This is a genomic window from Streptomyces sp. NPDC004788, assembly GCF_053601115.1.
On the sequence record NZ_JBSGBF010000102.1, the window covers coordinates 1 to 22,535 of the forward strand.

The following is a 22,535-nucleotide window of genomic DNA, read 5'->3' on the forward strand; positions in this document are numbered from 1 at the left end:
CTGCGACGACGCGGCATCGCCTGCACCATTCCCGAGCGGATCGACCAGATCAACGGACGCATCCGCCGCGGCGAAACCCGCTGCCGCCTCGACCGGGCCGCCTACCGGCGGCGCAACGTCGTCGAACGCTGCTTCAGCCGGCTCAAGCAGAACCGGGCCCTGGCCACCCGCTACGACAAACGAGCCCGGCACTACCAAGCCACGGGTGAAGTGGGGGAGTTCGGCCTGGACGGCGTCGTAGGGATGCCGTGGGGGAGGGTGTATTCGTCGTGCCAGTCGACAGCCAGGCCCGTGAGCAGCCACAGCGTGTTGGCGCGGGTGGGCCGGGGGCCGGCTACGGCGATCCGGGCCAGGAACGGTCCCGCGTGCGGGGAGGTCGAATAGCGGGTGCCCTGGTGGAAGATGTTCGAGAAGAGCACCGCGCGGAGCAGTCGGCGGTGCCGCCCCGCCCAAGGGGCTGAATTCGGCCATCGCTTCGAAATCGCATACTCTTTCGGGTGTAATTCTCTGGAGGGTGGCGAATATCGCGAATTCCGACGGATTCCAGGATTCTGCTGGTGACCGCGAGACTTCGACGCATACAATATCGCGCGCTGCTCGCGATGGCGGTCGGTACGGTCGACGGTGGGGGTATCGCGATTGAACTGCGGAAACACGCACGTGCAGGGGCTGCCGCGCCCCCGGTTCGGGACGTGCGCGCACCTTTCCTGACCTGCGATCTTTACGAATCGCCCGCAATTCCCTCAAGCGATCATCACGAAGAGGTCCACGCGGCAGCGGTGGGTCCTTTTCCTTTTCCGCGTGTGGAGAGTGATGCCATGAACCGAGTCGACAGAGACTCGCGCCGAGCGGCCCCGAGGCTTGCGGGGCCGCTGGCGCGCGTGGGGTTATCCGTCTTATTGCTGGCAGGTGGCGCCCTGGGAGCGACGGCCGGACCGGCCGCTGCTTCGGCCGAGGACGGCACGCTGACGGTCGAGGTGCTGCGCGACTTCTTCGGCACCGGCGTGATCAACGCGACGATGGACGTGCCGCAGCGCGGCATGACGGTGGAGATCTCCGATCCCGCCGGGCACGCCGTCACCGGCGTCACGGACACCACCGGAAAGGTGGTGGTGTCCGGGTCGGCGGTGCTGAACGGCGGCCGGTACCGCGTCGACGTCAGCATTCCGGCGCCGTACAGCGGCCATCTGAGGGCTGCGCCCGCGTCGACCGCGGAGAACCACTTCGACAGCTTCACGTCGTTCGTGGACGTCTCGGGCGGAAAGGACGCCTCGGTGGTGACGGGGGTGTGGGACCCGGCCGACTACGCACTGCCGGACACCCGGTATTTCGTACCCGTCCAGAACGGCGCCAACGGAACCGACACCCGGGCGCTGGTGGCGTTCGGGACCCAGACCCGCGGCTCCTGTCCCACCGGCGTGACGTGTCCGGACACGCTCGCCACGCAGGCTCAGGTGGGCACGACGTACGGGCTGGCCTACGACAGGTACCGCGGGCGGCTGTTCCAGAGCGCGTTCGCCCGCCGGTTCGCCCCGTACGGGCCGAAGGGCCCCGGCGCGATCTACACGGTCCCGGTCAGCGGCTCCGGCGCGCCGGAGCTGTTCGCGCAGGTGCCGGGCGCCGCGCTCACGCCGCACGACACCGCCGACATGATGAAGGATCCCGGATTCACCGACGCGCCAGGCAAGGAGAGCATCGGTGGCCTGGCCCTGTCGGAGGACGGCTCCACGCTGTACGCGGTGAACCTGCTGACCCGCAGCCTGGTGAGCTTCGACGCGACAGGGGCCACCGCACCGGCGCCCGCGGCGACGACCCCGATCCCGGACCCCGGGTGCGCGAGCGCCGCCGACTGGCGCCCGTTCGGTCTCGACGTCCACGACAACACGCTGTACGTCGGTGGCGTGTGCAGCGCGGAGAGCACACAGCAGCGCGCGGACCTGAAGGCCGTCGTCTACGCCTACGACGGCAAGCGGTTCACCACGGTGCTGACCCACACGCTCACCGACAAGCGCGGCACCGTCTTCACCGGCGCGGGCACCGCCGCCCAGGCCACTCACTGGAACCCGTGGAACACCAGTCTGGCCACGTGGGACGAGCGGAAGGCGGGCAACGCCTTCATCGACCCGCAGCCGGAGCTCGCCTCGCTCGCCTTCGGTCGTGACGGTTCGATGATCCTGGGCTTCCGCGACCGCTTCATGGACGTGCTCAGCGCCAAGGGACTCGACCCCCGCCCGGGGAACAACACGCCGGAACTCGGCATGTCCGGCGGTGACATCACCATGGCCTGTGCCGTTCCCACCGGTGGATACGCCTGGGAAGGCACCGGAGACTGCCCCAACCACGCCACCCCCGCCAACAACGGCGGCCAGGACGCCGATGTCGTCGAGTACTTCCCGGGCGACTTCTTCCAGGGCCCGCACCAGGAGAACGCGCTGGGCTCCGTGGCCTACATCCCACAGCAGGACTGGGTCGTCAGCACGGAGTTCGACCCCACCGTCAACATCGAAACCGCCGGAACCGGTTACCACCACATCACGACCGGCGAGGGACCGGGCAACGCCCCGAACGCCAACGCGTACCAGTTCGTCGGCCAGGAACAGAACGGGTTCGGCAAGGCCGGCGGGCTCGGCGACATCGCGTACGCGGCGGCGAACGCCCCGATCCAGATCGGCAACGTCGTCTGGTTCGACGGCGACCACAACGGGATCCAGGACCCGGCGGAACCGCTGCTGTCCGGGGCGACGATCAACCTCCTTGACGCCGACGGCAAGCAGGTCGCCACGACGAAGACCGATGATGCCGGCGAGTACTACTTCGGTGGCGTCGGCGCCGCGTACCAGCTCACACCCGGTGCGAAATACACGGTCCAGTTCGACGTGTGCACCGCGGACACCAGCAGGGTGCCCGGCCGACCCACGGCGGACGAGCTGCGGTTCACACTCCCGCGAGCCGGCGCCAACCGGGCGCACGACTCCAACGTGACCCCGTCGACCACCGGACGGCTGTGCAACGGCTACGCGCCTGTCACGGCACCCGACAAGCCGGGCGGGGTCGATCACACCATCGACGCCGGGGTCTACGTCCCGAAGGCAACCCCGACCCCGACCCCGACGCCGACCCCGAGCTCACCGTCGGCCACGACGCCGCCGTCCCACACGCCGCCCGCCAACGACCCGGGCCCGGACGGCGGGGACTCGGGTTCGCTGGCGCACACCGGTACGTCCGGGGTGACGCAGCTGATCGGACTCGTCGCTCTGCTACTGGGCGCCGGCCTGGTCATCGCCTTCATGAGCCGGAAGCACCGCCTCCGGAAGCACTGAACGAACCGGACGACAGAGATCTGCCCGGCCGCGATCAGGATGGCGCGGCCGGGCAGATCACGTCATGGCTGGAGGGTGGGGGCAGAAGAGTGACAGCACCGAGCCGCGTACGGGGCGGAAGAACCGAGCAGGCGCTGCCGGGCCGTGCGACGGGCCGGCGCCGACGGGCGCGGCCAGGCCGTACGGCCGTCGCGGTCGCCGTCGCCACAGCAGCCGTCGTGGCTGGTGCCGCGTTCCTGGTCACCGGCGGCGGCTCCGAACCCAGCGGCCCGCGCGCACTGACCTCGGACGAGGCGAACCGGCTGGCGATCACGCGGTTCCGCAACTACGAAGCGCGCGGCCGCGCGGTGACGATCACCGTGCCGGGCACCGCCGGGGGGCTGATCGTCACCGGGTCCGTCGACTACCGGGGCAGGGTCGGTTACGGCGTGGTGCACGGCACCGGGCGCGACACGTCCAGCGACGGGCTGATCGAGTGGACGGCCGACTCGGTGTTCGTCCACCCGATGGCCAACGCCCCGGCGCAGGCACCCGCCTCGCCGCCCCGCACGGGCTGGTTCCGCCGTCCGCTGCAGCACTCCGGCAGCTCGCTGGACAGTTCGCTGACCATCGCGCTCGGTCTCGGCAGCGACCGGCCCGACAACGCCGAACTGCTGCCGCAGAATGGGGCCGCATGGTGGGGACGAGACCAGGTGGGCGGGCATCCGGTGGACGTCATGACCGGGCCGTCCGCCCCCGACCGCTCCGACACGGCGGGCAACGTGCGCTACTGGGTGGGGTCGGACGGGACCATGTACCGGGTCCGCGCGGGCGTCGGTTCCGCGCCACAGCCGGTGGACATCGCATTCGACACCCAGGAGTACCTGCCGGTCACGCCGGTACCGGGAGTCGCCCCGAACGGATAGCCGCTGGTCGGGGCGCTCGGGGCGCTCGGGGCGCTCGGGGCGCTCGAGCGTTCGGGGTGCTCGGGGTGCTCGGGGCGAGTGGCACTCGGGAGGTGGACGCGGGGTCGCGGGAACGGGGAGCGCTCAGGACGTCCGTACCCGCGCGCCCGCCGCGAGCAGGGACGCCGACGGCAGCCGAACGCCCGCCAGGTCCGCCTGGTCCGGCAGGTCCGGCATGGCCGGGACGACGGTGGCGCCCACGGTGAGGGCGCCGGGGAACTCTGGTTGAGGAGCGGGCGCCGCCACCTCGGTGAACGGGATGCCGCCGGGGGCCGTCGGCACCGCCCACCGGCCCGCCGGCGAGAGCGTCGTGGCCGGCAGCGGGCAGGGTGCGGTGGCCGCGAGCCGGGCGGGCACTGTGGTGCGTAGATCGTTGCCGCGCAGGCAGTTGCCCCGTCCCCGCGCGGCGGTGGGGAAGGTCCAGCCGATGTCCACGCCGTTACCGGTAAACGTGTTGTCCGTGATCTGATTGCCGACCGCGGCGATGTCCGAGGTCGCGGTGATCACCAGTCCGGCGTTGCTGTTGTCGACGATGCGGTTGCGGACGAACCGGTTGTCGCTGCCGCCGTCGACGCCGATGCCGATGCCCCACCCGCCGTCGGCCTGCTGCGGGGTGGCCCGTTGCTGGTTGGCGGCGATCAGGTTGCCCGCGATGACGGCGCCCTGCTGCGGGAGCAGCTTCTCCTGGTGGTCGGAGCCGGTGGTCAGGCCGACCCGGTTGCCGACCAGGCGGTTGCCGACCACGTACATGTCCCCGCCGGCGTTGGTGCCTTCGTAACCGACCGCGTTGAGTTCGGCGATGTTGTCCCGCACCACGATGCGGCAGGGCTTGCACTGTCCGACGTAGATCCCCGAGTCGGCCCCGCCTGACGCGTAGGAGTGCTCGATGACACCGTTCTGCGCGGAGAACGCGTAGATGCCGTACAGCCCGTTGCGGGTCGCGGTCACGTGCGAGACCAGGAACGACTTGACGAAGGTGACGGGTTCGTCTCCGGTGTCGTAGCCGCCGCCTCGCCCGGGCAGCCCGGCGGCCGCCGCCTTCGCCGAACCGGTGACCAGTACGCCGTTCTGCGTGTTGTTCCGCACGGTCAGGTTCTCGACGGCCACCCCGGGCGCCGCGACGACGACACCGTTCGGCTGTTGCAGCCGCCCGTCGATGACGACCTTGGCGCGGGACTCCCCACGAAGGGTGACGCGAGGCGTGGAGACCCTGACCGACTCGTGGTAGACGCCCGGAGCGACCAGCACCAGGTCACCGGGCCGCGCCAACGACACGGCAGCAGAGATCGTCGGGGCATCGCCAGGGACCCGGATCGTCACCTGGGCGCCGCTCGGGCGCCGGCCCTTGCCCGATCCGGCGTCGCCGCCTTGGCCGTCACCGCCGCCGTCGCTGCAGCCGACCGCAAGTGTCAGCGTGCCCAGTACCGCGGCCAGCACGCGAAGAGCTAATCGAGGCATGATCCCAGTCTGGCACGATGCCGACCAATTCCACTTCGGAATGGGGAGGTTGACCGGCAGACGCGATTCCGGTGTGGCACGCTGCACTCCATGGGCCGAGCCGACTCCCGTCCGTCACGCCGCGCGTTCATCGGTGCTGCCGGGGCCGCAGCGGCCACCGGGCTCACGGCGGGGTGCGAATCGCCCACGGCTCGGCCGAGCCGGCCCCCTTCACCCGCCTCAGGCGCACGGGTGTCGCCGACCGGCCGCCACCAAGCGGGCATCACGCTCCCGCAACCGGCCCAGCCGAACCTCCTAGCGGTGGTGGCCGACCTCGGCGCCGGCGTGGCCCCCGGTCCGTTGCTCGCCGAACTCGGCCAGGCCGTCGGCGCACTCATCGCGGGGACCGACCCACGGCTGCTCGGCCTGCCGCCGGGCGACCTCACCGTGACCCTCGGCGTGGGCCCCCGGCTGGTCCGCGCGGTCGGTGCCGCACTGCCCGGAGCTGCGGACCTGCCCCGGTTCACCCGCGAGCGGATCGCGCCGCGGGCTCGGGGCGGTGACCTGCTGATCCAGATCTGCGCCGGCGACGCGCTGCTCCTGCCGGTGGTCGCCGCCGCACTCCTGGACCAGGCCGGAGAACGCGTCGAGGAACGCTGGCGGCAGTCGGCGCGCCGGGGTACGAACGTCCCCGTCGGCAACGGTCTGACCGCGCCCCGCAACCCGCTCGGTTTCATCGACGGCATCGTGGGCCCGCACACGAGCGCCGAACAACAGCGCGACCTGTGGCTGGCCGGGCCACCCGCGGTCGCCGGCGGCACCCTTGCCGTGCTGCGGCGCATGGAACTCGACCTGCCGCGGTTCGCCGCCCTCTCCGTACCCGAGCAGGAGGCGGTCTTCGGACGGCATCGGGCCAGCGGCGTCCCCCTGTCGGGCGGCCCCGTGGCGTCAGGTCCGGACCTCGGCGCCAAGACGCCGGACGGACGCTATCTGGTCCCCGCGGACGCCCACGCGCGCAGGGCGAATCCCACCGTGGTCGGCACCGGCCTCATGCTCCGCCGTTCCTACAGCATCGACGATCCCGCCCCCGGCCTGCTCTTCATCAGCTTCCAGAACGAACTGCGGACCTTCACCGCCACCCTCACCCACATGGAAACCTCCGACGCGCTGCTGCGATTCACCACGACGACCGCCAGCGCGACCTTTCTGATCCTCCCCGGCTTCGACCGGCAACACCCCCTCGGCTCCCAGCTGTTCGGCTGACCCCGCCCGCAGATGCCGGCGTTGAACGGCAGGGGCACCTACCGACCTCGGTGGGCGCCGTTTGGCGCGGCATGAGATGTGGTTTCCTTTGGCGCTGATGCCGCCCGCCGGGAGGCGGGGCCGGTATCGCGGGGCGGCGACGACGAGTCGAGCACCAGGCTGCAGCCGCCGTCAGCCACTGCCGGCGGCGCGGCGACCTCCTGCCGGCGCCCTGCGCCCGAACGGAGCGAGCCGATCGCATCAGCAAGATCCCGCCGCTGTAGTACTCGGGTCGGGACCTGGGCCCGCAGCGCGGTACGGCCAGAGCCTGCCGCAGCTGCGGTCCTGCATGCCGGCCGGTTGCGGTGCGGGCAGGGCGGTGACGGCCGCGTTCATCAGATGGGCGGCGTCGCCCAGGCGGATGGCGTCGGCGCGAGCGGAGAGTTCGGCCAGCGTCGCGGCTGGGCCGTGCTCGATGACCTTCGGCCAGGTGGCGGCGTACGCAGACGGCGGAGACGGTGACGGTGTCGTCCCGGAGGACGGTGTAGGCGGCGGTCGCCGAGCCGCTGAGCACCGCCGCAGGGCGGCACCGGGCGGATGGACCCGTCCAGCGGGTGCGACGGTGCCCGTCACCCCTCTTTGGGGGCCGCCAACCGTTATCCGGAATGCGTTCGACCGCCTCCGAAGGCTTCCGATGAGCCTGTCATGGTGCGCGCCCGCACTCCCGCCCCGCGAACTATGGTGTCCCACCACATACGCGGCTGACCTGCGCCTTCCTACGGTGTGGCGACACGAAACAGTCCCCGTCACCCGCTCGGAAGTGGTGCACATGGCCGCCGCAACACACGCCCCCACGCCCCCCGCCTCCCTCAAGCGCATCGTCGCCGCCAGCCTCATCGGCACCACCATCGAGTGGTACGACAACTCATTCGATCAGGGCTAGGACCTGCGGTTTTTCCGCGGCCAAGGCCACGAAGTCAGCACCGAACCAGCACGGGTTTCGAACGGTGCTGGTTCACATCGCTGCAGCGACAGGGGCAGCGACGCAAACGCGGGAACCGGATTGGCTCGGAACGTCACGAAGCGTAGCGGCGAGGCACTGTGGCGACTCGAGTGCGTCCGTCCGAGAGATCGCTGTGTGCGCTGACTACGGTATCTAGGTGTGCTGTCTGGAGAGGTTGGTGCCGCGGCTGGCGGGTGTTTGGCCGCCGATGCCGGTGTGGGGTCGGTGGTGGTTGTACCAGTGGAGCCAGTCGGTGAACGCTTCCATGCGTTCGTGGTCTGAGGTGTAGGGCCGCTTCCAGCAGCGGACCGGGATTCCGTGGCGTGATCTTTCCTCACGGTTCGGGAAGTGGAAGACCTGCCACGGCAGGCATCGCAGGTGGTCGGCGGACGGCACGTGGGAGAAGGTTCTGCGGGTCGTCCAGGCCGAAGCGACCGTGTCCGCGTCCCGCGACCGGCCGGTGGGCGCCGCCCGCGGACACGCCCTGACCACCTGTGCGGGGACAAGGCGTACAGCTCCCGTCGGAATCGCCGTTATCTGCGACGACGGCAGGTCGGGCACACGATCCCCGAACGCCGGGACCAGCGGGCCAACCGCCAGCGGCTTGGTAGCCGGGGCGGTCGTCCCGCCGGATTCGACCGGACCCGTTATGCCCGCAGGAATGAGGTCGAGCGGACCATCAACGCCCTCAAGGGCTTTCGGGCCATAGCCACCAGATACGACAAGAGGGCGTACGTCTCCAGGGCACGGCCACCCTCGCCTCGATCCGGCTGTGGATCCGTTAGCGGCCCGCCGGACAGGCGTCAACCGAGACGGAAGTGCTGGTTGTCCTTGTCCACGTCGTCCCACTGCACGAGCTTGGCGCCGTTGTCGGTGCTACCGGCCAGCACGGACAGGACCTTGTTGCTGTGGGCCGCGCGGACCAGGTAGTAGCCGTCCGTCGTGGGCTCCAGGTTCCAGATCTGGTTCTTCTTGCCCTGGACGTAGTCCCACTGCACGACCTCGGCCCCGTTGTCGGTGCTCTCGGCGAGGACGGACGCGACCTTGTCGCTGTTCTCGGCTACCAGAGTGGCGGTGAAGATGGACACTTGTTCCCCTTAGACGTCGTTTCTTATGGCTGTCAGAGCGGCATGAGAGCCTCCTGACATGAGCTACGACCTTGCTGTCTGGGAAGGCGAGAGGCCAGCGGATGACAAGACCGCCGGCCGGGTCTTCAACGACCTGTACGACCGCTACATCGACAGCGAGGTGGAAGAGCCTCCGTCCGAGCGCATCGCGGCTTACGTGGCCGCGTTGCTTGAGCGGTGGTGCGACCTCACCGAGCACGAGGAGGACACCTCGCCCTGGTCCACCGGGCCGCTGATCGGCGAGGCCAGTGGTCCGCTGATCTACTTCCCCATGCGGTGGAGCATGGCCGAGGAGGCGTCGGCCTACGCGGCGGCCGTCGCGGAGTCCATGGGCCTGATCTGCTTCGACGTACAGCAGAACCGGCTCAGGCCGTGAGAAGGCTGGCTAAGCGGCGGTAGCCGATGAGGGCTGCGGCTATGCCAACGAAGGCGAGGAAGTGCTCCGCCTTACGTTCGTAGCGCCGGTGGAGCCGTCGGCAGCCGGTCAGCCAGGACACGGTTCTCTCGACCACCCACCGATGCCCGCCCAGCCGCTGCGAGGACTCGACGCCCTTGCGGGCGATGCGAGGACAAATGCCCCGCTGACGGAGCCGTCGCCGCAGGTGGTCGTAGTCATAGCCCTTGTCCGCATGCAGTTTCGCCGGCCGCCGACGCCGGGGCCCGCGACGGGACCGGATGGGCGGAATGCCCCGCACCAGCGGCTCCAGACCCTGACTGTCGTGCATGTTCGCGCCGGAGATACCCAGAGACAGCGGCAGTCCGTTCCGCTCACAGATCAGATGGATCTTCGATCCCAGCTTGCCGCGGTCGGTCGGATTCGGTCCCGTCAGCGGCCCCCTTTTGCGGCCCACAGGCTGACCGAGTCGATCGCGCACCGCGACCAGTCCAGTTCGCCGCGTGCTCCGAGTTCGTCGAGGATCACCCGGTAGAGCCGGGCCCAGACCCGGTCCCGGCTCCACTGGGCGAAGCGTCGGTAGACCGTTTGCCAGGCCGGGCCGAACACCGGCGGCAGCTGCCGCCAGGTGCAGCCCGACGTCGCCACGAAGATGATCGCCGCCAGGGCTTCGCGGTCACCGGCCCGGCGTCGGCCACCGCCCTGCGGACGTATCACCTCAGTCGGTGGCACCACCCGCCGGAACAGCACCCACAACTCGTCCGGCACCAGTCGCTCCACGAGATCCGCCATGCACGGCTCAACGAACGATCACGCCATAAGAAACGACGTCTTAAAGGCTGATGACAGGTGGTTCATCACCTTCGCTACCAACTGGCCGACTGTCTAAGCAGGGTGGCGCCTTGGTTGGCTGGCCGCCAGCGATGAATGACGCAGAAAATTCGTCGATCATCGAACGGCGGCCATCTTCACAGCATTAAGCCTCGGGCTGCCCACCGCGTCCGTCCAGCCAGCCCGGCGCCGGCAGCAGAGGTCGGACCACGGCCCCCTGCGCGTCCGTCATATCTGTCGGGTAACGCCATTCACGCGTCCCGTTGTCCGCGGCGCTCCCGAACCGGTGCGCGAGACAGTCACACGGCGGGATGAACGTAATTGATCGACGCTCCTGTGCGCTCAAGGCCGCTGCGGATTCGGGTACTTTGGCGCCGTTGATACGCCAGGGTGCGCCTCTCCGTACTGAAGAGAGTGGATCGTCTCTGGGGGAGGGCTGGGGTGAATGTCGATCTCGGTGGAACCCGCGTCCTCGCGATGCGGAGGCACGCTGACGGACGCCATGCGCGGAATCGTCTTATCGGGTGAGAGCGCCGACCTCGATGGTGAGCTTCCCGGTCTGCTTTCGCGGATCGCCGGTGGCTCCCGGACGGGGCTTGCTCCGGAGGCGGCGACGGCCCGCTCCTACGCGGTAATGCGCGCGCTGTGCGCCTCGACAGACCCGCCGTCCGTGATCGTCCGCGATGTACACCGGCTGTGCGCCGTGCACGATTGGGCGGCGGTCGCCGAGCCGACGGCCGGGGCCTTGATGAGCGTCCACTACAACCTGTGCGTCGCCTCGATCGTGGGACTGTCCCAGCGGCCCGAGTACACCCGGGACCTGCTCGCGGAGCTCGACGGCATGCGCTCGGTGGGCTTGCTCATGGCGACGGAGGGCACCACCGGAAACGATCTGACCTCGATCAGGACCCGGGCGCGGTACGACGAGGCGACGGACTCGTTCGTCCTGACGAGCCCGGACGCGGCAGCGTACAAGGTCATGTCGACGGCGGCGTATCCGGGGGTGGCGAAGATCGCGGTGGTGCTCGCCCGGCTGGACCCGCCGGCCGGGGCGGGCGGGCGGGACCGGGGTCCGCTGCACGCCTTCCTGGTGCGTATCGCCACGCAGGACGGGCCGGTCCCGGGGGTTTCCGTCACCCCGCTGTCGCGGGGCCTGGCCGGGGGCATGGACTACGCGCGCACCGGGTTCCACGGAGTGGTGGTGCCGCGGACGCACTGGCTGGCCGGGCCGCGTCCGGCCGGTGCCGACGCCGATCCCCGCAGGCCCGAGCCCGGTTCCCTCGGCCGGTTCTGGCTCACTCTGGACTGCCTGAAGCTCGGGCGGATTCTGCTGCCGAGCATGGCGCTGGCCACCGCCCGCGCGTCACTGGCCATCACCGTGCGCTACTCCCTGCGCCGGATGACGCGGGGCGCGGCCTGGGCGGCGGTGCCCGCCCTGTCCCAGCGCAACCACCGCGCGGCCCTGATGACCTGTCTGAGCCGGGTGTACGCGGCCACCGCCCTCGTCAACGACGCCAAGGACCGCTGGGCCGCGGGCATCGCGGAGCCCGAACGCACCCTCATGGTCAACAGCGTGAAGGTCCACGCCTCCTACACGGCCCTGTCGGTGATCGACGAATGCCGGGAGCGGGCCGGGGCGCGCGGGATGCTGCTGGGCAACCGTATCGCCGAGTACCTGGGCATCGCGCACGGCGCGGTGACGGCCGAGGGCGACAACCAGGTGATCGCCCTCGCGCTCGGCCGCCTGCTGGCCGCCCGGCCTCCAGCCCACCTCGGCCCGCTCGACGAGCATGGCCCCTCACCGTCTGGAGGGGCCTTCGACGCCGCGCGGCTGAGGTCCCTGCTGCAGGCCCGTGTCCGCGGTCTGCTCGGCGAAGCGGCCCGGATCCACCGGGCCGGCGGCCGGGCGTCGGGACGCGAGACGGCCGCGGAGGCGTTGCGCGACGCCGCGTTGGCGTACGCGGACGCCGAGGCGTTTCGCAGCCTCGGCGAACGGATCCCGGCCGGCGGCGCCGACGCGGCGCGGCGCGTCCTGGAGCACTACGGCCTGGGCGCGGTGCTGCGGCACGCCGACTGGTACCTGGCGCACCGGCTCCTGGACCCGCAGTCCTGGAACGCGGCGCGCGAACGCCTCGAACACGGCCATCGCGAGCTGGCCGAGAGCGCGCAGGAACTGGTCGACGCCTTCGGATACACCCCTGAGTTCCTCGGTGCCCCCATGCAGGACGGGATCGGCATCTGAGTATCACCGTGCCCCCACGGGGGAGCACGCCGTCACATCATCCTGAGAGAAAGGCAGTACACGATCATGAGTGCACACCTGGAATCCAAGCACCAGCGCGCGTTCGAGCAGCAGCTCGACCTGGACGGCAACGGCTACATCGAGCGCACGGACTTCGAGGCATTCGGCGTGCGCGTGCTCTCCGCCTGCGAGAGCAGCCCCACCTCCGCCAAGGGCAAGGCGCTCGTGGGCACCGTGCTCGACGTCTGGGAGGCGTTGCGTGCGCAGTGCGACATCGACGGCGACGGACGTATCAGCCCGCAGGAGTACCACCGCGGCATGACGGGCGCCTTCGTGCACGAGGACGGCGGCTACGAGCGCACCTTCCGCCCCGCGGTGCGCGCCGTGCTCGAACTGGCCGACGCCGACGGCGACGGGACGATCACCCCGACGGAGTTCCGTGCGCTGCAGGCGGCCCTGGGCACCCCGGACGACGAGGTGGAGGCCGCGTTCCAACGCCTGGACGCCGAAGGCCGTGGCGCGGTGAGCATCGATCGGATCGACGCGGCCGCACGACAGTTCTACACCGGAGAGGGCCAGGAGGCCTCCGGTGACCTGCTGTTCGGCGCGTCGTGATCCGCTCCTATCCGCCTTTGGTCGGCGGCGTACCTGACGCAACCGACCACTGGGTGTACACGGCCCGCGCGAGCGCCCTGATCCGAGATCCACTCACCGTCGGCCGCATGGTGTTGCAGCGCGAGCGCGGCCAGGCCGACGGCGAGGACTGCGGAGACCCCCGGCTGGCCGGGCGGGTCGCACTGGCCCGCCCGGACCAGCTAGCCCGCGCACTGCGTGCCGCGCGCACCGCTCAGCCCGCGTGGGCCCGCGTACCGCTCGACCAGCGCCTTTCGCTGGTTTCCGCATTCCATCGCCGTCTGGCCCGCCGCGGTGAGGAGTTCGTCGACCTGTGCGTCGCCGAGGGCCACCCGCTGCCGGTGGCCCGGTGGGAGCTGTCCGGAATGCTCGAAGGCTCACATCAGGACTCGATCGCCTTCGCCCGCAGCACCGCCGAGCACGAGACGCGGGTCGGACACCGCACCGTGCGCCTGCACTACCAGCCCGACGGCGTGGTCGCCCTCAGCCCCCCGCAGAACGCCCCGGCCAGTGCCGGCTCGCTCGGCGTGTGGGCGCTGGCCGGCGGGAACGCCCTGGTGGTCGGGGCGCCGCGCAGCAGCCCGCTGGCGCTGGCCTTCCTCTATCAGGAGATCGTCTCCCCGGCCCTGGCCGAGGTCGGCGCGCCGCCGGGCGTCCTGTCCGTGCTGTGCGGTGATACGAAGGAGACGCTGCGCTCCTGGCTTGAGAGCCCCGACGTCGACACCATCTTCTACTTCGGCTCCTCCAGGCGCGGCCTGGCACTCGCGGCGGAATGCCTGGCACGGGGCAAGAAGCCGGTGCTCGAACTGTCGGGCAACGACGGCGCGCTGATCTGGCGCGACGCGGATCCCGCCCAGGCGGCCCGCGCGCTGGCCGAATGCTTCCACGCCTCCGGGCAGATCTGCATGGTGCCCCGCTATGCGATCGTGCATCCGGACATCGCCGACCGAGTCATCGCCGCAGTGGTCGAACAGGCCGAAGCACTACGCCCCGGGCTCCCCGAGGATCCGCAGGTGCTGCTCTCGCCCGTGTTCAAGGCTCCCAAGTTCCGGCAGGCACTGCGCGAGGCGACGGCGGTCGGCGCCCGGGTCGTGACCGGCGGCGCCCAGTGGGACCACACCGGCCGGCCGGCCACGGACGGCATCTTCATCCAGCCCACCGTGATCCGGATCGACGGCCTCCAGACGGCGTCGGCGATCCCCGGCGTCTACGAGGAGACGTTCTTCCCGCTCCTGAAACTCGTCGTGCCCGACCCGGCCCCCGACGCCGAACTACTCCGCGGGGCACTGGCGTTCCTCGACGCGAACCCCTACGGACTGCGCAACTCCCTGTGGGCGGCCGACCCCGACGTCATCGCACGGTTCTCCAACGAACTACGCAACGGCGGCATCCTGAAGATCAACGACACGCACAGCGGCAACATCCCCGTCCTGCCCACCCACGGCGGCACCGGCCACTCCGGCGGCCCCTTCGGCGGCGCCGCACTCCCACTCCAGCGCACCAGCAGACTCCAAGCCGTCTGCGACGCCACCTACGCCACAGAACAAGACCACGCCCTGTGACACCGCAGCGCCCACCGGGGCCACGACGTGCCGCTTGCGGCCGTTGATCAGCTTGCCGCTGTCGAAGCCGCGGCTGTCCGTGCCGACAACAGCGTCCGCCTTGACGGACTGCGAGTCGATCACGCCGGCCGTCGGCTCCGCATCCCGGCCCGCCTTCTGGCGGACCCGGTCGCCCAGCCGGTCGGGGAACTCCCTGACCAGCAGGTGGTCGCGCCAGCGACGGAAGAACGCGTGGACCCGGTCCGACGGCGGGAAGTCGGACGGCATCGCCCGCCACTTGATCCCGTTGTCCACGAGACACCGGATCGCATCCGGTGCCGTCCGGTGGCAGTACGCCTCCGGCTGCCCGCCCCGGCCCCGCATCCAGCCCGGCACCGGCAGCAGCGGCCGGACCAGAGCCCACTCCGCGTCCGTCCTGTCCGAGGGATACTCCGAACACGTTCCAGATGATCGACCGCGTTCCCGAACCGGTGATCGGCACAATCACACGACAGAAAAGCCGAGTTGAACTTCAATGGCGCGAGCACGTACAACTGCGGCAACAGGGTCTCCTGGATCTCGGTCGGCTTCGCAGCCCCGAGCTACCAAGAGGCCCTGCCTTCATGCCCGCAGCCAGCTGCGATCACCCGATCGAGACTCCTCTTCGACGCCCACCCCTAAAGATCGGAACGACAACAGCTACTGAAGTCGCTTGCTGGGCGTCTGATGCCGCGCGACCATCGTCGGGGATGCGCAGGGACGCGGGTAGGCCCGGCCTGCATCCGCAGCGCCGGGCCGTCAGGTCCCGGTACTCTCGCCACCCGTCGGGCAGGGGAAGTCAGTCGGCTTCCGTGTCGGTGTCGGTTTCGATGGGCCGGGCCACCGTTTCGACGGTGACGAAGGTCCTGGCGGACTTGCGCGCGGGGGTGTCCGCGTCTTCGGGGGTGACCGTGTACCAGACCGCGATGTCACCCTTGCCCGCAGTCTCGATGGACGGCCACGGCACCTCGAACCCGGCCTCGTGACGGTGGAGGTCGCTCACGGTCAGCTCGTACTCGACCTCCGGGACGGTGGCACCGTCGCCCCAGTACAGGCTGATCCTGTCGCCGACCCCTTGCCGCTCCTCGTCCAGAGCGATGACTGCCTTGGGATCGAGACCGTAGTCCTCCTGGACGAGCTTGTTCTTGTTCTCCGAGATCGGCGCCCAGATCTCGGCGAGACTCAGGCCCGGGTCCGGCTCGACCACTGCGGCGTTCTGGGTCTGCGACATTCCAGCTCCACTGAGAGTAGTTGTCCATCAGCAACGAGTAACCACTATCCCAAAGGGCTGAGCCCTTGCACGTACACATCGTGGTGTCGCTGACGGTGGTCGTGCCACTGTTCGCTGACAAGCGATCTTGACTGTTTGCCATCAGCTCTTGACCGCTTGGGCGATTGAGGTCCGCAGGCGCCGGAACCCGAAGATAATGATCTTCTCTGGCTGGCTCGTACCGCCGTCCGGCGGCCCTCGTTGCGCCGGCCGTAGCGAAAGGGGCCCTGCTGCCATGGCCGAGGAACTTCCCGCACCCGTGTCGCCGACGCGCCGGACGGCGCGCTCGACCTCGCCGCCGCCACCAGTGACGTGGCCGTCTCGATCCCCGCCTACTACGGCATGGCCGAGGGCGACAGGATCGTCCTGTCGTGGGGCCGGAGCCAGGTAAGCCTGCGAGTCTCCACGAACAGACCCTGTCTGACCTGCGGAGACAGCTCGCTCCACGCGTGGACGCTCCAGCTGCCCTTGCCGTCCGGGATCTCGACGCCCTTGCCCCGCCCGCGCAACCGGACCACCCTCACGCCGCGGACCGTCTCGTACCGCCCCGAGACGCGGGCCCGCCGGACCGCCTGGGCCCGCGCACCCTCGCAGTAGGCGTGCACCTCGGTGGCCACTGACCTGGGCATCCAGTAGGTGTAGCCGTAGCCGGCTTTTGCGCACTGGTCGGCCAGCGTGCAGGTGAGGTACCCGCGGCCAGGAGCGATGCGGGGCAGCTCGGGCAGCACTACGCTCGCCCACGACGTCAGCCGCAGACCCGTGCAGTACAGCCCGTCCACGAACGCGGCGTCGCGCTGGTCGTTGCGGCCCCGCCAGCGCCGGTCAACCCGGCCGTCAAGCCCACGACCACGCACCCCCAGGTCCCGCCAGCGCCGGATCGCTGCCGGGTCGAGCCACTTCACGTTCTCCTGCCGCCGCCCTCGGCCGTACTTCATCTCGTCGAAGGGGTCCACCACCTGGTAGCGCCTACAAGCCCAGCGGTAGAACTTCCTGCAGCCGGCCACATCCCGCGCGAACGACGACATCCGCACCGTCCGGTCGTTCCCCGGGTCGGTCAGCCTCCAGAACTGGAACTCCGCGGCGTCCTCTTCGGTCGCCTCCCACCAGCCTCGCCGCAGCACCAGCAGAAAGTTGAGCCACAGAGCCAGCGAGTACGCGTAGTCCCGATTCGTCAGCTCTGACAGATTCCTCATACCGGGTGACGCGAAGAACGCGTTCACGCGCAGATCCGGCAACCCATCCGGGCCCAGGAGAAAGCGCTGGCCATGTCTCCCGCCAAGCCTCTCCACCCACGACCGCGGATCAGGTCCATACGCCGACAAGCCCTCAGGCAGCGCCGTCGACGAACGTTCAAGGTCGTACCGATATACATGCCAGCCAACGGAGTTGGCGACTACGTCGTCTTCTTCAGCAACAAGCACGCGTCCGCTACAACAGCTTCGCGGCTTGAGAACGGCGGTGAACTCGTGCACATGGGGCAGTTCGTCGGCCTTGACGGTGTAGTAGGGCTCCTCGCGGTCGATGCGGGCCAGGACCATGGTGGTCGGGCTGGTGCTGCGGAAGCCGAGGTCGTGCAGGTGGGAGCGGGCGGCATCGCTCGTCGGCCCGGACGTGGTGGCGATGACGGCGGGGTGGTGGTCCGGGTGGAGGGTGGAGCGGACGTGGGCGTCGGCGGAGGCGTACGGCATAGGCGGCCCTTCGGATTACGGGGTTCGGCCGGCGGCCCGGGCGGCGGTGGGGCGCACAGGTGGCTGTGAGGTGGCGGGGGCGCGGCGGGTCGAGGGGCCGGCGCGTGTGGTGGGCGTGTGCTGCGGTCGTTGGGGGAGCGGGTGCCCGTTGGCGTGCTGCCAGCGGGTGCGGATGGCGCCGATGTCGGCGAGGGACCGGCGGGCACCGGTGACGAGCTGGAACGGCGTGTTCGTCGGGTCGTCGGTGTATGCCTGGATGCGGCGGCCCGTGTGGTCGGCGGTGGCCAGGAGCGAGCGCGTGAGGGCGCGTTGACTCCAGTGTTCGACGGAGCCGGCGGGTTCGGCGAGCAGACGGAGTACGTCGCTCGGCTCGCTCCCGTCGTGCAGGAGGCCGCGCTGTTGGGCTTCCCACAGGACGGTGACGGGGTCGACCGGCTCCTGGCGGCGGGTGAGGGTGGTGAGGCACTGCCACAGGTCGGCGTGCAGGGGCTGGGTGAAGTCCTCGGGCAGTAGCCACCGTACGGACTCGATGTCGGAGGGGTGGGCGGTGGCGGTCGCGAGCAGCAGCTGCTCCTCCTCCGCCGCTTCGGCGTAGTCGGGGACGTTAACCGGTGGGGAGGCCGGGGTGCGGGGCAGGACGCCGGCGCGTGGTGGGAAGCGCATGGCGATGTCGTCCACGACCGCGGCGAGCGCGTCGGCCTCGGCGAGCGCCGTCTGGACGGGGTGCGGGAGGGAAGCGTCGTGGATGGTCTGGACGAAGTGTTCGGCGGCGGCCCGCAGCCGGCGGCGGGCGTGTTCGGCCTCGACCATCCGCGCGTAGGTCGGCGCGTGCCTCGGCCAGGGGCAGACCTGGATGAGGGTGTGCAGGTAGGAGGCGGTCAGCCCGCGCGCCTGGTCGCGGGCGGCGGCGAGCACCTGGTTGAGCCACGTGGTGCTCTTCGTGTGCTCGGCCGGGTCGGGCCGCGGCAGGGCGTTGATCGCGGTGAACAGGGCGGCGTGCGCGGCGGTGGAGAACGAGTCGGCGCAGACCCCGGTCACGCGCCGAGACGCTGGGGATCGAGGATGAGGGCGCCGAGGAGGGCTTGCTCGGCGTGGAACACCGGGTTCGGCGCCGGGAACGGCTCGCCGAGGCCGTCCTCGTCGGGATCGGGGCTGTGGGATATCAAGCGCCCAGGGCGAAGTCGTTGGGGTCGAGGGTGATGCCGAGGTGCGGGGCGAGGAGGTGGCCGGCGAGCAAGGGCGGAACCGCGTTGCCGATCTGACCGAAAACTTGCCCCTTGTTCCCGGCCCACGGGTAGTCGCCGGGGAAGGTCTGCAGGATGCCGGCCTCGCGAGCGGTGATCCGGATCGGCCCCCGACCTCGCGCCGGGCATCTACCGACTCAAGGAGACGGCCTCCGGCAGCCCGCTCCACGATGTTGTGGCCGACCAGGACGTCATCGTCACACCGGGCGCGACCACCCGGCTGACCATCAACGACCCCTTCAAGGCCGCCAAGGTCCTCCTGCAGGCCAAGGACAGCAAGACCGGCAAGCTCCTGCCGGGCGCCACCGTGAACATCGGCACCGGCGACTCCACGCTCCTGACCTTTACCACCGGGGCCGGGGGCACGGCCTCCGGGGAACTGCCGGTGTCGAGCCGGAAGACGCAGTTCTGGGTCAAGCAGACCAAGGCCCCCGCCGGCTACGACCTCTTCAAGCCGTCGAAGACGTTCACCGCCGGCCCCGGTGCCCAGGTGACCGTGACCGTCACCAACGCGAGGACCGCCAATCCGCCGAAGCCCGCCCCCTCGGACAAGCCGATGCACAAGCCCACCGGCACCCCGTCCACTCCTACTATGCCGACGGGCACCAACAAGCCGGGCACCGGTTCCTCGCCCAGCGTGGCCACGGTCGCGCCCGCCACCTCGTCGTCCACCGCATCCGCATCCGCAGCCCCGACCGGCGACTCCACGCCGGCCACCCCGACCGGTTCCCTCGCCCACACCGGCGCGGACACCACCTCGTGGATCGCCGGAGGTGCCGGCCTCCTCGTTGCCGCCGGCGCCGTCGCTCTGGTCGTCACCCGCCGTCGCGGGGTGGTCGCGCCGGAGCCGGACGACGCCAGCGAGACCATCTAGCCGAAGATCACCCCCAACAGCAGGCCCCTGGGACGTTATTCCAGGGGCCTGCCCTCGTCTGCTGCCGTGTCACGCTGGCTCCACCGTGCGCCGCCGTACGCGGCGCCACGTGCGGCCCGGTTCCGGCCTTATGCCAATACGGGTGCCTTCGCGGCGGGAGATCCACTGCGCTCGAGCCAGCGGTCGACCCAGGCCGGTACGGAGAGGGCAAGCCGCTGCTGGGCAGCGAAGGTCGCCGGACGGTACTCCTGGATCCGCTTCAGCCGGTCGCCGCGGCGCTGGATGGCGCGAACCTCCAGCACTCCGCGCCGCTCGGCCAGGCCCGCGGCGACGGTGGTGCACTGGTCGCTGTAGCCGGGCGGCAGATGACAAGAGCAGTGTTCGTCCACGGGGGCGAGGGGCAGGCCCCAGCCGGGCGCCGCGAGCAGTGCCATCAGCCGCCGGTGGCCGGTGGCACCGGAACCTTCCGCGAACGTGGGGTCGATGATCCAGCGTTCGCCACCGCCGCGTTCGTGGTTGCCGAGCCAGCCGGTCACGGCCAGCGGCGCCCCCAGCGTGCGGATCAGGCCGGCACGGCGCAGCAGCCCGCTGGTCAGCCAGGCCGACGCTGCGGTGCCCCGGCGGCCCGGCCGCCGGTAGGGACGCTCGGCCGGGTGCCACCGGGCGGCCCGGTCGCGGTGGCACGGCGTCATGCCGTAGGCGCCCAGCCGCCGGTCCTGGACGTCGACCGCGCGCAGCCACTCGTCGGGGTCCAGACCCAGCAGAGTGACGGAGGCCGACGTGTCCGGCACACGCAGCACAACCTGACCGTCCTCGACGTGGGTACGGGCCCCCGGCACCCCCTTGACGTCGCCGTACTCGTCGGCGCGCGGCAGTAGCGCCTCGGCCAGGTCCAGGGCCTGGGACTCCTCCGGGTCGCGCCGCTCGGCCAGGTCGGCCTCGAATCGGATCAGGAGGCGGTCGGAGCGCGGGTCGACGTACTTGATGCCCCATGGGTGCACAGTGGTGATCCGACGCCAGGCCAGTGCGGCCATCACCCGGGCCTCCAGCAGCATCTGGTCGGCGTCCGGCTGCGGGATCAGCAAGGAGCCGGGCGTGGCGGCCTCGACCCGGCGCCGGGCGGACTGCCAGGACATCCCGGTGTACAGACGCAGCACTTCGGCCCGGCGTTCGACGGCGGTTGCCTTCATAACTCGACGCTCCTCAACACCGCGGAGCCGTCCCGACACAGCACGCGCGGCGGAGAGCCACGAGGAACATGCGGACCACGCAGCGGCGCCGGCCGAGTTGGCTTCTCCACGGCGTGCTCGATGTCGGGTCGAGCACAGGGCAGGGACCCCGCCGGGCCCACCGCTCCGAATCCGATCACACCGACCGGGAGCAGGCCCTCATCGATGTGATGACGCGCCGAGGCATCACCCGAACGTTCGCAATCGGACCTGGATCCGCCCTGAGGGGTACCCGGCGAGGGATGGTTCCCCACCACCCCGCGAGGTGGTGGGGAACCAACGGAGGAGGCTCACCACCTCACATACCCGTGCTTGACCACCTGCTCATCGTGCAGGAAGGCCCAAGATGTCGGCAGGTAGGCGTCGTCACGGCCGCGGATGACACGGGCTTCCGGGCGGCGCGCCGGCGGGTTGGCCAGGTAGGCGTCGATGACTGGGATCGGGAAGCCAGCGCCGCGACGGCGCTTGCGCTCATATTGCGCCAGCTCATTCAGGTTGCACGTGAGGCATAAAATCCCGCGAACGCAGCATCGGTTGCTGGAACCCTTGATGCCGCAGCAGTAATGGTCGTGATCGATTTGCCAGGGGCGTGGTTCGACGTGAGGGATGCCGCCGTCACAGGGTTCCTCATTGTCCCCGCAGAGGGCGCACCGGAAGTTCTGCGCGCGCCAGATGGCGTTGTACTTGGGGATGGTGATTCCGTACCTCTCGATGCCTCGGCGCATCCGGTAGCACCCTCGGCACTCGCGGCCCCGTACCAGGCGGGCCGCCCATGCTCCACAGCCGCAGAACTCACCGTCCCCCTCGAGTTCGATCCGCGTCATGATCCGCTCGATGCTCTCCGGGGAAATCATGCCGGGATCCTAGAGCTCGGCGCTGACATCACCCGCCGTCGTCCAAGTCCTGTGTCAGACACGGCTCTGGCGGCTCGGGCGTCGACAGTGGTGGAAAACTCGGGCGTCGTTTGAGGGTGAGCAACTGGGGTTCCGTGGCCGATCAGCCATCAGGCGTGAGTCAACGAGAGACCCCGCGGTTCGTGTAGGGTCTCGCCGCTCGTGGCACAGGCCGTGCCCATCGACCTGCGGTTCTTCACCTGTCTCAGGTCGATGGCACAGCCGCCCAGTCTCACGCCTTGGCATTTTCCTGACGGCCCGCAGGCCAGTTCCGCGTAGGTGGATCCGGCTGTGGGCCCCCGGATGGGGCTGTAGTCGCCGCCTACAAGTTGGCGCGAGCCTGCTGCTCATCGCTTATGCCGCCCAGTCCAGCCCCCGCTAGCGAGCGCCACCGGGGCCGGAGGTGCTCCAGCTCGGTGCCGTAGGTGCGGCGGTCGGCGAGCGCGGCTGGGCCCCGCCGCCGGCTGCCGTGCGCGCCTGCGGACCGTATGCCACGCTCGATCCACGCAGGCCCGCTGCACAACGGGCACCCTGTGCAAGGAGTGCGCCATGGACGCTCCCCAGCGATATTCGCCCGGACGCTT

The 22,535-nt window shown here is 70.3% G+C and carries 14 protein-coding genes and 7 pseudogenes; 10 read left to right on the forward strand and 11 right to left on the reverse strand.

Annotation, left to right across the window (positions count from 1 at the left end; all coding sequences use genetic code 11):
- From ACWEJX_RS31490 to ACWEJX_RS31500, 3 genes and pseudogenes are all read left to right on the forward strand, one after another.
- Nucleotides 1-201 (forward strand): annotated as a pseudogene (locus tag ACWEJX_RS31490) (IS5/IS1182 family transposase); the annotation flags it as partial.
- Between the two features lie 698 nt (nucleotides 202-899).
- Nucleotides 900-3,320, forward strand: coding sequence for an SdrD B-like domain-containing protein (locus tag ACWEJX_RS31495; protein ID WP_451610831.1), 2,421 nt, complete (start codon nucleotides 900-902; stop codon nucleotides 3,318-3,320).
- A gap of 218 nt (nucleotides 3,321-3,538) precedes the next feature.
- Nucleotides 3,539-4,225, forward strand: a complete 687-nt coding sequence (locus ACWEJX_RS31500) for a hypothetical protein (RefSeq protein WP_451610848.1) — start codon at nucleotides 3,539-3,541, stop codon at nucleotides 4,223-4,225.
- 123 nt (nucleotides 4,226-4,348) lie between these two features.
- Here the strand turns inward: ACWEJX_RS31500 and ACWEJX_RS31505 are convergent, their stop codons facing one another.
- Nucleotides 4,349-5,722 (reverse strand): right-handed parallel beta-helix repeat-containing protein, encoded by a 1,374-nt coding sequence (locus tag ACWEJX_RS31505; protein WP_451610832.1) that lies wholly within the window; start codon nucleotides 5,720-5,722, stop codon nucleotides 4,349-4,351.
- Nucleotides 5,723-5,812: 90 nt separating this feature from the next.
- Here ACWEJX_RS31505 and ACWEJX_RS31510 point away from each other — a divergent pair, with 90 nt between their 5' ends.
- Nucleotides 5,813-6,964, forward strand: coding sequence for a Dyp-type peroxidase (locus tag ACWEJX_RS31510; protein ID WP_451610833.1), 1,152 nt, complete (start codon nucleotides 5,813-5,815; stop codon nucleotides 6,962-6,964).
- A 1,135-nt stretch (nucleotides 6,965-8,099) separates the two neighbouring features.
- Here ACWEJX_RS31510 and ACWEJX_RS31515 read toward each other — a convergent pair.
- Nucleotides 8,100-8,246: pseudogene (locus ACWEJX_RS31515) on the reverse strand (integrase core domain-containing protein); the annotation flags it as partial.
- Between ACWEJX_RS31515 and ACWEJX_RS31520 the strand changes: the two are divergent.
- Nucleotides 8,242-8,731 (forward strand): annotated as a pseudogene (locus ACWEJX_RS31520) (transposase); the annotation flags it as partial. The pseudogenes ACWEJX_RS31515 and ACWEJX_RS31520 overlap by 5 nt on opposite strands.
- 18 nt (nucleotides 8,732-8,749) lie before the next feature.
- On the opposite strand, the gene ACWEJX_RS31525 reads toward ACWEJX_RS31520, so the two are convergent.
- Entirely contained in the window at nucleotides 8,750-9,034 is a 285-nt protein-coding gene (locus ACWEJX_RS31525; protein WP_451610834.1) for an RICIN domain-containing protein, read from the reverse strand.
- A 58-nt stretch (nucleotides 9,035-9,092) separates the two neighbouring features.
- Here ACWEJX_RS31525 and ACWEJX_RS31530 point away from each other — a divergent pair, with 58 nt between their 5' ends.
- The gene (locus ACWEJX_RS31530; protein WP_451610835.1) at nucleotides 9,093-9,449 is read left to right on the forward strand and encodes a hypothetical protein; all 357 of its coding nucleotides are present in this window, start codon (nucleotides 9,093-9,095) and stop codon (nucleotides 9,447-9,449) included.
- On the opposite strand, the gene ACWEJX_RS31535 is transcribed toward ACWEJX_RS31530, so the two are convergent.
- Nucleotides 9,439-10,259, reverse strand: a protein-coding gene (locus ACWEJX_RS31535) for an IS5 family transposase (protein ID WP_451610836.1) whose coding sequence is annotated in 2 segments (ribosomal slippage) — nucleotides 9,439-9,909 and nucleotides 9,912-10,259 — 819 coding nt in all. Because the reading frame shifts where the segments join, the coding sequence is not laid out codon by codon here. The genes ACWEJX_RS31530 and ACWEJX_RS31535 overlap by 11 nt on opposite strands.
- Nucleotides 10,260-10,800: 541 nt before the next feature.
- On the opposite strand from ACWEJX_RS31535, the gene ACWEJX_RS31540 reads away from it, so the two are divergent.
- From ACWEJX_RS31540 to ACWEJX_RS31550, 3 genes are all read left to right on the forward strand, one after another.
- Complete coding sequence (locus ACWEJX_RS31540) at nucleotides 10,801-12,540, forward strand: acyl-CoA dehydrogenase family protein (RefSeq protein ID WP_451610837.1); 1,740 nt, start codon at nucleotides 10,801-10,803, stop codon at nucleotides 12,538-12,540.
- A 66-nt stretch (nucleotides 12,541-12,606) separates the two neighbouring features.
- On the forward strand, nucleotides 12,607-13,155 hold the full coding sequence (locus ACWEJX_RS31545) for an EF-hand domain-containing protein (protein WP_451610838.1): 549 nt from the start codon (nucleotides 12,607-12,609) through the stop codon (nucleotides 13,153-13,155).
- A gap of 107 nt (nucleotides 13,156-13,262) precedes the next feature.
- Nucleotides 13,263-14,735: an aldehyde dehydrogenase family protein gene (locus ACWEJX_RS31550; RefSeq protein ID WP_451610839.1), complete on the forward strand. Its 1,473-nt coding sequence runs from the start codon at nucleotides 13,263-13,265 to the stop codon at nucleotides 14,733-14,735.
- Between the two features lie 264 nt (nucleotides 14,736-14,999).
- Here the strand turns inward: ACWEJX_RS31550 and ACWEJX_RS31555 are convergent.
- The 5 genes and pseudogenes from ACWEJX_RS31555 to ACWEJX_RS31575 form a co-directional block, all read right to left on the reverse strand.
- Nucleotides 15,000-15,098, reverse strand: a pseudogene (locus ACWEJX_RS31555) (IS5 family transposase); the annotation flags it as partial.
- 454 nt (nucleotides 15,099-15,552) lie between these two features.
- Nucleotides 15,553-15,984 (reverse strand): hypothetical protein, encoded by a 432-nt coding sequence (locus ACWEJX_RS31560; protein WP_451610840.1) that lies wholly within the window; start codon nucleotides 15,982-15,984, stop codon nucleotides 15,553-15,555.
- 374 nt (nucleotides 15,985-16,358) lie between these two features.
- Nucleotides 16,359-17,711, reverse strand: coding sequence for a site-specific integrase (locus tag ACWEJX_RS31565; RefSeq protein ID WP_451610841.1), 1,353 nt, complete (start codon nucleotides 17,709-17,711; stop codon nucleotides 16,359-16,361).
- Between the two features lie 15 nt (nucleotides 17,712-17,726).
- A pseudogene (locus tag ACWEJX_RS31570) lies at nucleotides 17,727-18,874 on the reverse strand (DnaB-like helicase N-terminal domain-containing protein).
- A pseudogene (locus ACWEJX_RS31575) lies at nucleotides 18,874-19,062 on the reverse strand (DNA cytosine methyltransferase); the annotation flags it as partial. The pseudogenes ACWEJX_RS31575 and ACWEJX_RS31570, both read right to left, overlap by 1 nt.
- 2 nt (nucleotides 19,063-19,064) lie before the next feature.
- On the opposite strand from ACWEJX_RS31575, the pseudogene ACWEJX_RS31580 reads away from it, so the two are divergent.
- Nucleotides 19,065-19,829: pseudogene (locus ACWEJX_RS31580) on the forward strand (SpaA isopeptide-forming pilin-related protein); the annotation flags it as partial.
- Between the two features lie 128 nt (nucleotides 19,830-19,957).
- On the opposite strand, the gene ACWEJX_RS31585 reads toward ACWEJX_RS31580, so the two are convergent.
- On the reverse strand, nucleotides 19,958-21,019 hold the full coding sequence (locus ACWEJX_RS31585) for a hypothetical protein (RefSeq protein ID WP_451610842.1): 1,062 nt from the start codon (nucleotides 21,017-21,019) through the stop codon (nucleotides 19,958-19,960).
- A gap of 329 nt (nucleotides 21,020-21,348) precedes the next feature.
- Nucleotides 21,349-21,912, reverse strand: a complete 564-nt coding sequence (locus tag ACWEJX_RS31590) for an endonuclease domain-containing protein (protein ID WP_451610843.1) — start codon at nucleotides 21,910-21,912, stop codon at nucleotides 21,349-21,351.
- Between the last annotated feature and the right edge of the window lie 623 nt (nucleotides 21,913-22,535).

What these genes read in the sequence shown, in the direction of transcription:
- ACWEJX_RS31505 (WP_451610832.1), bottom strand. Translation starts at nt 5,722, where the DNA reads ATGCCTCGATTAGCTCTTCGCGTGCTGGCCGCGGTACTGGGCACGCTG.
- ACWEJX_RS31510 (WP_451610833.1), top strand. Translation starts at nt 5,813, where the DNA reads ATGGGCCGAGCCGACTCCCGTCCGTCACGCCGCGCGTTCATCGGTGCT.
- ACWEJX_RS31530 (WP_451610835.1), top strand. Translation starts at nt 9,093, where the DNA reads ATGAGCTACGACCTTGCTGTCTGGGAAGGCGAGAGGCCAGCGGATGAC.
- ACWEJX_RS31540 (WP_451610837.1), top strand. Translation starts at nt 10,801, where the DNA reads ATGCGCGGAATCGTCTTATCGGGTGAGAGCGCCGACCTCGATGGTGAG.
- ACWEJX_RS31545 (WP_451610838.1), top strand. Translation starts at nt 12,607, where the DNA reads ATGAGTGCACACCTGGAATCCAAGCACCAGCGCGCGTTCGAGCAGCAG.
- ACWEJX_RS31550 (WP_451610839.1), top strand. Translation starts at nt 13,263, where the DNA reads ATGGTGTTGCAGCGCGAGCGCGGCCAGGCCGACGGCGAGGACTGCGGA.
- ACWEJX_RS31560 (WP_451610840.1), bottom strand. Translation starts at nt 15,984, where the DNA reads ATGTCGCAGACCCAGAACGCCGCAGTGGTCGAGCCGGACCCGGGCCTG.
- ACWEJX_RS31565 (WP_451610841.1), bottom strand. Translation starts at nt 17,711, where the DNA reads ATGCCGTACGCCTCCGCCGACGCCCACGTCCGCTCCACCCTCCACCCG.
- ACWEJX_RS31585 (WP_451610842.1), bottom strand. Translation starts at nt 21,019, where the DNA reads ATGAAGGCAACCGCCGTCGAACGCCGGGCCGAAGTGCTGCGTCTGTAC.
- ACWEJX_RS31590 (WP_451610843.1), bottom strand. Translation starts at nt 21,912, where the DNA reads ATGATTTCCCCGGAGAGCATCGAGCGGATCATGACGCGGATCGAACTC.